General features: G+C 42.0%; 6 protein-coding genes. 3 read left to right on the forward strand and 3 right to left on the reverse strand.

The genetic code is table 11. The annotated features are described in order from the left end of the window. Nucleotides 1–634: 634 nt before the first annotated feature. A complete protein-coding gene (locus Q0C11_RS09220) occupies nt 635–2,761 on the forward strand; it encodes a hypothetical protein (RefSeq protein WP_293007258.1) in 2,127 nt (708 codons plus the stop codon). Nucleotides 2,762–3,020: 259 nt separating this feature from the next. On the opposite strand, the gene Q0C11_RS09225 is transcribed toward Q0C11_RS09220, so the two are convergent. Then, nucleotides 3,021–5,042 (reverse strand): ATP-binding protein, encoded by a 2,022-nt coding sequence (locus Q0C11_RS09225; protein WP_293007259.1) that lies wholly within the window; start codon nt 5,040–5,042, stop codon nt 3,021–3,023. Between the two features lie 509 nt (nt 5,043–5,551). Between Q0C11_RS09225 and Q0C11_RS09230 the strand changes: the two genes are divergently transcribed. Then, complete coding sequence (locus Q0C11_RS09230; protein ID WP_293007260.1) at nt 5,552–6,415, forward strand: HDOD domain-containing protein; 864 nt, start codon at nt 5,552–5,554, stop codon at nt 6,413–6,415. 116 nt (nt 6,416–6,531) lie between these two features. On the opposite strand, the gene Q0C11_RS09235 is transcribed toward Q0C11_RS09230, so the two are convergent. Together Q0C11_RS09235 and Q0C11_RS09240 are read right to left on the reverse strand one after the other, a co-directional pair. Then, nucleotides 6,532–8,001, reverse strand: a complete 1,470-nt coding sequence (locus Q0C11_RS09235; protein ID WP_293007261.1) for a sulfatase — start codon at nt 7,999–8,001, stop codon at nt 6,532–6,534. A 112-nt stretch (nt 8,002–8,113) separates the two neighbouring features. Continuing rightward, entirely contained in the window at nt 8,114–8,500 is a 387-nt protein-coding gene (locus Q0C11_RS09240; protein ID WP_293007262.1) for a multidrug ABC transporter permease, read from the reverse strand. 111 nt (nt 8,501–8,611) lie between these two features. On the opposite strand from Q0C11_RS09240, the gene Q0C11_RS09245 reads away from it, so the two are divergent. Further along, nucleotides 8,612–9,784, forward strand: a complete 1,173-nt coding sequence (locus tag Q0C11_RS09245; RefSeq protein WP_293007263.1) for an alkaline phosphatase PhoX — start codon at nt 8,612–8,614, stop codon at nt 9,782–9,784. Nucleotides 9,785–10,096: the final 312 nt, after the last annotated feature.

Genomic DNA, 10,096 nt, shown 5'->3' on the forward strand with positions numbered 1-10,096 from the left:
TAAACAAAGTTCGGGACACAGAAATTTTAATCAATCAATTAATCTTATAAATGGCCGCATCTACAATCAATCGGGCAAACATAGTTTCCTTACGTGCATACTTACTCGCCAGATGTGATGTGAGTAAAAATAGACCACAAGAAAATTATCATCGGGTATTGGTCGTCCAAAGAGTTTTTATACATTAACTTCCGGATCCTGAGACACTACCGACTAAATCTAAAACCACAAGGTTATGATCTTTGTAAGATTAGCAGTATTAAGCGGACATACAATTTGAGGGTTTTGCAAAGGCCTCATTTTTATAATTACAGTTATGAATATTGAATATCTACAATGAATGCTACTAGCAGCGATTAGGATTGCAGCATTTTATAATATATAATTTAATAATATTCCAACAGAAAGCTAAGAAATTTTTAGAGTTGTCAAACAAACAATCAATAAGACAGCATTCACAATAACCCTTAGTAAATAATGAGATCTGGCATTTTAGATAATCGCTCAAATTTGACGACAAAAAGCGCATTAATAATTTAAAGTTAGCTAAATGTCTTAAGCGTTATCGCCCATCATCAAGCAAATGCATCCAGAAATAACGCATATTACTATTTTTAACTAGAGGTACTAGAGAATGAAAATTAGTTTTTTTCAGCGTGAAGTAACATTTTTCACCTTTTTCATATTACTTTGTGTCATCAGCAATAACCTTCACGCCCATAATCCACACGATATGGTATATGGATTAGGCATTTCCCCTAATTTTGCCAATGATAATACGGTCTTCTTGGCCACCGATGGAGAATTGACCTCAGATCAATATACCAACATTCTGCGATCCACCGATGGCGGCACGACTTGGACCAGACTTCCAAATGGGTTGGACAATGTCTATTCAGAGATTGGTGTTCGTGTTTCACCAAACTATAGTAGTGATCATACAGTTTTTGCCACAACTAAGGGAGACGGTATCTATCGCTCACTAGATCAGGGAAATACTTGGGAGATTTTTAATACTGGTCTTTTCAATCTGAGAGTCAATAAATTAACTATTGCAAAGTTGGGAAATAATAATTATGTGCTTTTTTTGAGTACATTGAACGGCCAACTTTACCGGCGTTCCAAAACAGATGCGGCTTGGACCAGAGTGCAAAATGTATCTGCGGGCATAAAGCTGGTCGCAGTATCACCCAGTTTCACGACTGACCTGACAGCAATTTCAGTGAATAAGAGTGGAGGTCTGCTAAAATCCACCGACGGGGGTTTCACCTGGAGCGGCATCGGAAATGTTAGCGGCTCAACCGTTCACGATATAGCAATTTCGGGAGGGAATCCTAAAGAGATCTTTCTAGCCACTAGCAATGGGATTTTTTATAGTAATGACACAGGTATAACATTTAACAACAAACCAGCCAATTTACCATTGGAACCCATCAATAATGTATCACTCTCGCCGAACTATTTAATTGATCGCACAGTTTTCTGTACCAGCTTAACAAAGGCTGTATACAAATCAACCAATGGCGGCAACAGCTGGGCGCTTCATGCGTCTGGAGCAGTAGTTACCGGACAAACAAGTTCATTAAAAGAATTCAATGAGTTGCAGGTATCTAACACATTTTCGACAGATCAAACAGTTTTTCTCTCTGCGTATGATGGGTTCTTCATCTCGAAAGACGGCGGCATTACATGGACCCAGAAACAAACTCGAAAAAATCTACTCACCGCCTTGGCTTTGTCACCGAATTTCATCAATGATCAAAGCATGATTGCAACAACATACTTCGGTGGAGGCTTATACCTCTCTTCCGATCGTGGCACGACATGGACTATAGATAGGACCGGTTGGCCAGTCCCTAGCAGGATAGATCTTCCAATGAGTGCTTTCGATGTCAATTTCGTTAAGAATCAATCAGGCCCACCAACGGCTGTCGCTTCGCGAAATACTACGCATATTGGATTTTCCAGCGACTTCGGACAAAACTGGACTGTAAAAGCTATTCCAAAAATACCTGAAATATCACCATTTTCTGTCTATATTAATTCATTTGTTTTGTCACCCACGTATGAAAGCGACCGAGAAATCTATGTTGGCACAAGGTCACACGGCGTTCTACAAACACTTGATGGCGGAACCAGTTGGCGTTGGCTGCGAGGCGTCCCCACCACATCGCATATTGTAGGCTTAGCTATCTCCCCTAACTATGCAAATGACCGGACTGCTTTTGCTGCAACTCGCTCTGGGCAAATTTGGCGTACAACTAACGGCGGTAACAGTTGGTTACAATCACAAAGATTCGATTCGATCACACTGCGCGGTCTACCGGGTCAACAGCACTTGTCAATTGCTGTATCTCCTCAATTCGACACGGATAAATTAGTCTTTGTCGGTACAAGCAATGGTTTATATCGCTCAAAAAATGGAGGCAATTGGTGGGCTACGATGACTCAAAACGACATAGGTCCGGGCACCGCCATCCAGCAAGTTGAGTTTTCTCCTAACTTTGCTAATGACGGATTTATCTTTGTCATTGTTCATGGAAAGGGTTTGTATCGGATTACCCTCAACAATAAAGGACATATAATATCATCGGATAATATAGGTGCTGCACTGCTGCAACAAAATATTCAATTTACAGAATTTCGCTTATCTCCTAATTTTGCGATTGATGCCACCATTATAGGTATTGCACGAGCAAGCGCTTATATTTCAACCGATGGTGGCTTGACTTGGGAACTTGCAGGCAAAGTTGAATGGTAATGTGGTAACCTTAGAGAAAATATCCAACAGGTAAAATAAAGAACCCCGCTGCGAGCGGCGGGGAATATAACCCGAAGAAATTAAAGAAAAATACCGCCACGCTGATTGAATACGAATACTTTAATTTATTGTAGCAGTAACCTAATCTGATAACCACCTGATTTGACCAAGTGGTTTTTTGACCAAATCGAAACCACTACATCTAGTTTTTATCGACGTAGTGATCAATCGATATGTAGTTTTCTGCAACTCAGGCAACCTAATCCTGGGCGGTGCTGCACGTTATGGTATCGTCATCTGAAATCCCTTTTTCCGGCAACTCAAACCAAAAAGCACTTCCAATACCTAGTTCACTGTCTACACCAACGTATCCCCCCATCATTTCAACGATTCGGCGCGTAAGCGACAATCCTATCCCTGTACCTTCAATGGTGCTAGCTGCAGCATCAAGACGATTAAAGGGTTGAAATAATTCCGTCAATTTATTGGCAGCAATACCGATCCCAGAATCGGCAACAATTATTTTTATGTAACCTGGACGGACAGATTCTCTGAGTTCGATATGCACCTTACCGCCTTTGCGGTTGTATTTGATCGCGTTGTTAATAAAATTAAGGACGACTTGTTTGAGTCGAATACGATCAGTATATAAAACCTTATCCACCATGCCGCTATGTGTCAATTTAATATCTTGCCTATCTGCTTGTATTTTCACTAAACTGATACACTCCTCAATAACAAGACAAACTTCAACCCACTCCAGTCGAAAATCAATACGCCCTGACTCAATTTTCGCCAAATCAAGCACTTCATCAATCAACGCTAGTAAATGAATACCTGCAGTCCTGATTTCTTTGGTGTATTTGAGACGCCGGTCATCAAGCCCCCCCAGCTCAAGTAATCGACTAAAACCAAGAATTGCGTTCATAGGCGTACGCAACTCATGACTCATGCTAGAAAGAAACACAGATTTAGCCTTGTTTGCTCGTTCAGCCTCATACCGGGCCGTAATAAGCTCCTGCTCTGCAGCTTTATGTTCACTAATATCTTCAACCATCGACCAGATTAATTTTCGGCCAGATCCATCGTGAATCATTACTCCATTCAATTGAACCGGATAGCAATTACCATCTTTACGAATAAACTCTTTTTTGTATGGGCCAAAAATTCCTGTTGTTTGCATATTCTCTAGCTGTTGAGTTTCCTGCATCATGTAGCCTTTAGGGGTAATGTCCCAATAGGTGAGATTTAACAACTCTTCCCGAGAATAACCAGTTGGAGCTAACAGAGACTCATTAATCTCGATAAATCTTCCAGTCTCGTATTCGTTCAATGCGATACCGACCGGCGACATCATGAACAGAGCCCTGAGCCGGGCTTCACTGTCTCGCTTATTTTGTTGAAACTTACCCATCAAAATAATTGGCAGCAAGATTAAAATGCCAATGAGTATCAAGCCAAAACGGAAAATAGCTCTGTCATTGCCTACAACAACCCATCCCTCTTTGGGCACAGCAGCCATCTGCCAGGAACCATTAGGCAAGGAAATATCTAGTAACACAGGATTCTGTTCAAATATCTGCTCATTACCGAAAAACACCTCACCCGCCTTACCCAATGCATCTTTGCCTCGGATCGAAATATTAATTTTTTCTGCAAGATCCAACAAACCACTTGTTTGATATAACTGATTCACATCGATAACGGCCGAAATCATGCCCCAAAAAACTCTCTTATTTCCTCCAGTATCATCAAAAAATACCGGAATCCGAGCAATAAAACCTTGTCCACCCTGGACCAAATCCACGGGTCCGGCAATAATAAGATTCCCGCTGTCACGTGCACGTAGCACCGATTCAAGCTGCTGAGGATGCTCCCTGAAATTAAGCCCTATCGCTGACTCATTGCCTTTTATCGGGTATAGGTAACGTATTACCATATCTGGCGCAGCACCAATATTGCGTAGCTCTGACTGATCATTAAACAAATACTGCGCTAGCTTGGCAAATTTTTCCGTTGACAAATCCGGCTCTGCAGAAATGGACGCTACCAAACCTTGTACCAATTGAGCATTGCTGGTGATTTTTCCTTCCAAATCTGCACGCAACAAACTCGATCGAGTAAATACCGAATCCCGTAGTTCACGGTCCATGTTCTGTGAATGTAGATAATCAGCATAAAATCCAGTCGCGATCAGGCAAGTACCCACAAGAATGGCAGGTAAAAAAACCAGCTGCCTTTTCTGAAAAAAGACTCGAACTCGAACCAAAGTATTTTTCATAAGCTAAAGCCTAAATAATTACTATTTTTACTTACTAGCAAAAGAAAGAGTGCATTGACGGATAACCGGAGATTTAATTTCGTCTTTTTGCGAACAAGCATCCACTGTTCCCCCCGTCAAACATCTGCGGCGTGCCGAAGATATTACGATATTGCATTGTAACTTTATTCATCGTTAAACCTGGAATTTCCGTCATGTCAGACTATCGATTCGGTTTTTATCGATCTTATTTTAAACAAAGAATTCTTGGAAAAGATAACCTTTTACATTTCTATTCATTCCTTTCTCATCACTTTTGCTTTCTATAATGATACCTATGGATTCTACCCAGCCACCTGAGATTCAACGTATCTCACACTAAGTTTCTGGATAATTTATTGTTCTGAGCATCTTATAAAACGCTCAGAACAATGTTGTGCATTCGTGTATTACTTTTACATCGATTGTGAACAATCAGGATAAATAAAACTGTATTAAAAGAAGTAGAAAATTCGTTAAAGGAGCATAGTATGGCTAATTATATAAATTTAAAACAATCCCTTGAGCATATTCACACACTGCCCGCCATGCCAGCTATTGCCAAAAAAATGCTTACGTTGGCATTGAATACTGACGAAGGTGAAGCTCAATTACTCAAGCTCATCGCTCAAGACCCACAGATTTCTGCACGCATTATCGGATTGTCAAATGCTTCTTTATTTGGTTCTCCGGGTATGATCTCTTCAATCAGCGATGCTGCTATGCGATTAGGATTAACACAAATTAAATCTGTCGCCATCGGCATAGCAACCGTTTCAGCATTCACTAAACCACCCGAAGGAGAATTAAAAGCAAGGGATCTATGGACTCACAGCATTACCATTGCTTCTGTAATGCGCACTATGGCTAAACATATGCCTGCAAGAATTCGCCCGATGGAGGATCAAATCTTTCTCGCAGGCCTTTTGCATGATATTGGTTATAACGTTCTAAACTTCATCGCCAAGGATCTCAGCGACACACTTCACGAAAGATTGAGAACCACCTCCGAAGCATCACTATTAGAAATAGAACATGAACTACTGGGCACAGATCATGGAGAGATCGGTGCTCAACTTGGAATCCATTGGGGATTACCTGCGGAAATTATTACTGTGATGCGCCATCATCACATACCAGACACAATGGGGCCGGATATAAATCAATCCTTAGCCAGGCTCGTCAACGTTGCAGAGAAAATGCTGCCTGACTTAGCAATGGTTGAACACTCTGCACAAGAAATTACCGAACAGGAATGGGTCAAGCTAGGCATTGACCCCAGAGAAGTGGATACAATTGCAGAAGAGGTTGAGGCTATTGCTAAGCAAGTCACGCAGCTTGCCAACGCGGCTTGATCCATCGTCTATCGCGTTAAACCAGTGTCAGTAAATATCTGGCCATAAAAGCTCATAACGTAAAAACTCGCGCGTAATGAATAAATTACCTCCGGCTTCTCTGGAAATGATTTATCTCAGTCAATTAATTTTACAAGTAAATCTGAAAGTTCATTCTCGAGTGCTCTGCATGTATCATCGCTACAATTGAGTAATTCAGCTAGCGCGCTTTGTAAGGAAACAGAAGATTCATTTGTTAATTTCTGTGCAATATTATAAACAAGATCTGGATCAAGTTGAGTATCGTACAGCTCTTTAAAGGGCAACCCTTGGGAAGTCGGCGTTTCTAAATATGTATAGTTTCTGAATCGAATTCCAGCTTTCTGGTCACGGCCTGTCTCGAGCAAAAAAGAATTTCTGCTAAATTCCGTTGCTCTTGTTGATGCCTCTATCAATGATCGAAATGATCGACCATCATGGTTACTCCCAGAGATCGAAACAGAAGCAAGACTTAATATCGTCGGAAAAAAATCGGTGTTGACAACCAGGTCGTTGCGAACAAAACCACGCTGAACGTTTGGTCCAGTAATTGCTAATGGAATACGATGGGATTGATCATACAAATCGGCCTTACCGACTTTGAACCGGTGCTCACCAAACCAGTATCCGTTATCAGACGTAAAGATGATATAGGTTTCTTTACCCTTGAGAGAGTTTTTTAGTTGATCAATTAATTTACCAATCATTTCATCTACAGACTGCAGAGTCCTTATTCGCGCACGAAAATTATTGTCAATCCACTCAATATCGTCGGGTAGCAGTAAGGGATTGTCGCGGACACCAAAGCTTTTATTCGACACATCTTCTTGATTGAATGATGCAAACCTTGGCGCTTTCATGCCATTAAATAGATTTTCGTGCCGCGAAGCGGGTATCGGCTGACGGGGTGATTCTGTTGATTCAGTTGATGCATGCGCAGCATATGGTGCAATCATCATAAAAAAAGGAGAACTGCTTGATAGCGCAGCATCAAGATGATTACTGGCATGCTTGGCTATAACATCTGTGCCATAATCTTCCGGAGCGTCGCCATAATTTTTAACTACTCCATTTTCGTTAAGTTTATAGTTAAAATACTTCGTGCTCACAAATGTGTACCAATAATTCCAGCCGGGTGGGATATAACTTTCCGGCTCTACCAGCGTAGTCGTACCGTATTCATTGAAATACTTGCCAAAGTATGCCGTACTATAACCGTCCGCTTGCAATTTTGTCGCAATTGTCTGTGACTCCGACCCGCTGTTATAGAACGCATCAAAGCCACCGGATGGTCGATTATTGGATCTTACGCCGTGATTCTTCGAATATCTTCCAGTCAGAATAGATGCGCGTGATGGACAGCAAGCAGCATATGATACAAACGCATTTGTAAAGCGGACTCCATTAACAGAAAAATACTCCTGCGTTCTTGGCATAAAACGAAAGTCATCAGGTGTCATATCATCTGTAAGAATAAATATAAAATTTGGTTTATCAGCCGCTAAAACTGGCATCCCAAGAAACAGTGCGGACAATACTAAGCTTATTGCTAAAAAGAATTTTCTCATGATTACATAATCCTTTAATAATGATTTACAGCCAACATTTACACCCGTTAAAATAAAATATTTAAACTGTTAACAACAAGCCATATAATTGGCACATTTGTCAGAATTCCCGTCAATCCTTCGCCCCCTCTCTTTGTCTCGTAGCATGAACATACCCCCCAATTCCACCCAAAATTACCCCTAACGGCGCCGCTATAAAGACACCAATCATCGGTCCTTGACTGGTATCTTTGGCAATAACCATTGGCCCTAAAAAGCTTACCGTAAAAAATAATCCACCAAGGATTAAAGCGCCACCAATGACAGCAATGAGAATATTCATTTTTCCGCCAGAAATCAGTTTCCAGGTAAACCAAGCCCCTAGAATCGCGCAGATCAATGAAAAAGTCGTGCTAAGCCAGACTGGAAGGCTGGTCGTGATTATGAGCATCGTGTTGACAAAAAACAGCACCGTTAAAAACATTAAAAGAGATACAATTGGTTTTAATATTTGAATCATAGTTTGATTACTTTCATCTATCAGATATAAAACGACGCAGCATTGTAAACTATCTCGCATCATAAAGCCTTGAGTTCATCGTGAGGTTTGATGCATAAGGCGGCATGTAAAATGAAGGCATCAGATCTAAAACGGCGTAAATTATTGCAGTATGGATTTATAAGCTTAGGAGCATTTTTCGGTAACACATTGCTACCTACTCCAGCTAAAGCTGCCGCTTTGTCATTATCGCTAACTACACGCGGCGAGCTTCTGCCCCCGGATCATAATGGCGTGCGTTTACCAGCAGGATTTACTTCCCGTATCGTGGCTCATTCAGGTCAGAAACTGTTTAACTATACTTGGCACGCGGCACCGGATGGCGGTGCCACGTTTGCTTCTCCGGATGGCGGCTGGATTTATGTTTCCAATTGCGAGCTGGAGGGCCAAGCTGGCGGCGTAGGGGCTTTAAAATTCAATGCACAAGGTGAGTTGGTTGATGCGTATTCGATTCTGAGTCAAACCAATCGTAATTGCGCGGGTGGACATACACCTTGGCAAACGTGGCTATCGTGCGAAGAAATCGATAAAGGAAAAGTATGGGAATGTGATCCATTTGGCCACAAACCGGCGCAAGCCAGAAACTCCCTAGGGCTATTCCGGCATGAAGCAGTGGCAGTGGATACCCGTAACAAACAATTGTATTTGACCGAAGACAAACCGGAAGGCCGGTTTTATCGCTACAGCGCACATTCATTCGATACTGCTGGCAATCCCAATCTGGATGATGGCATTCTGGAGGTTGCTGAGGTGATTGACGACATCACTGGCACAGTTCGCTGGCACGCGTTGACCGATCCCTCAGCGACCACTGTACCGACACGCAAACAAGTTCCCGGCAGCACCGCGTTCAATGGCGGTGAAGGCATCTGGTATCATCATGGTTTCGTCTATTTTGCAACCAAAGGGGATGATTGTGTGTGGGTTTTTGACGTACAGCAACAGCGTCTCGGCATTCTCTATAGTGCAGCATCATATCTATCGCCGGTGTTAACCGGGGTTGACAATATCACCGGCAATACTGCAGGTGAATTGCTAGTGGCTGAGGATGGCGGTAGCATGCAAATTGTGGTGCTATCTGGCGACAACGTTCTGCCGTTATTACAATTGATTGGCCATAATCGTTCGGAAATATCCGGCCCTGCTCTGAGTCCCGATGGATCACGGCTATATTTCAGTTCTCAGCGAGGCAAAACCGGAAGTAGCGCGGATGGCGTAACGTTTGAAATAACCGGCCCATTCTGATGTGACTTTGCTCGACCTTCAGGAATCCTGGCAACATCTCAAGCACTTGGTATTTTCGCAAATCATTGAATAATACATATAAATAAAAAGTTTCATAAAAACATTATCTTATCTTGAGAGTACGAACTGTGGCGTGGAATGCAACCATTGAATCCTGCTCTCGCCTCATTATAATCAAACAGCAAATCTTTAGCAGGCCGTTGAAAAGCCCACCGAGTCGGGTAAAATTTGATGGAACCCACTCACCTCATAAATCATGCGCGGAATTGAACGCTCGCAACAACAGCTTTTTAGCTATGTCAATCTGGAAGA

The sequence above is a fragment of the Nitrosomonas sp. genome (genome assembly GCF_022842015.1).
In the GTDB taxonomy this organism is placed as follows: Bacteria; Pseudomonadota; Gammaproteobacteria; order Burkholderiales; family Nitrosomonadaceae; genus Nitrosomonas.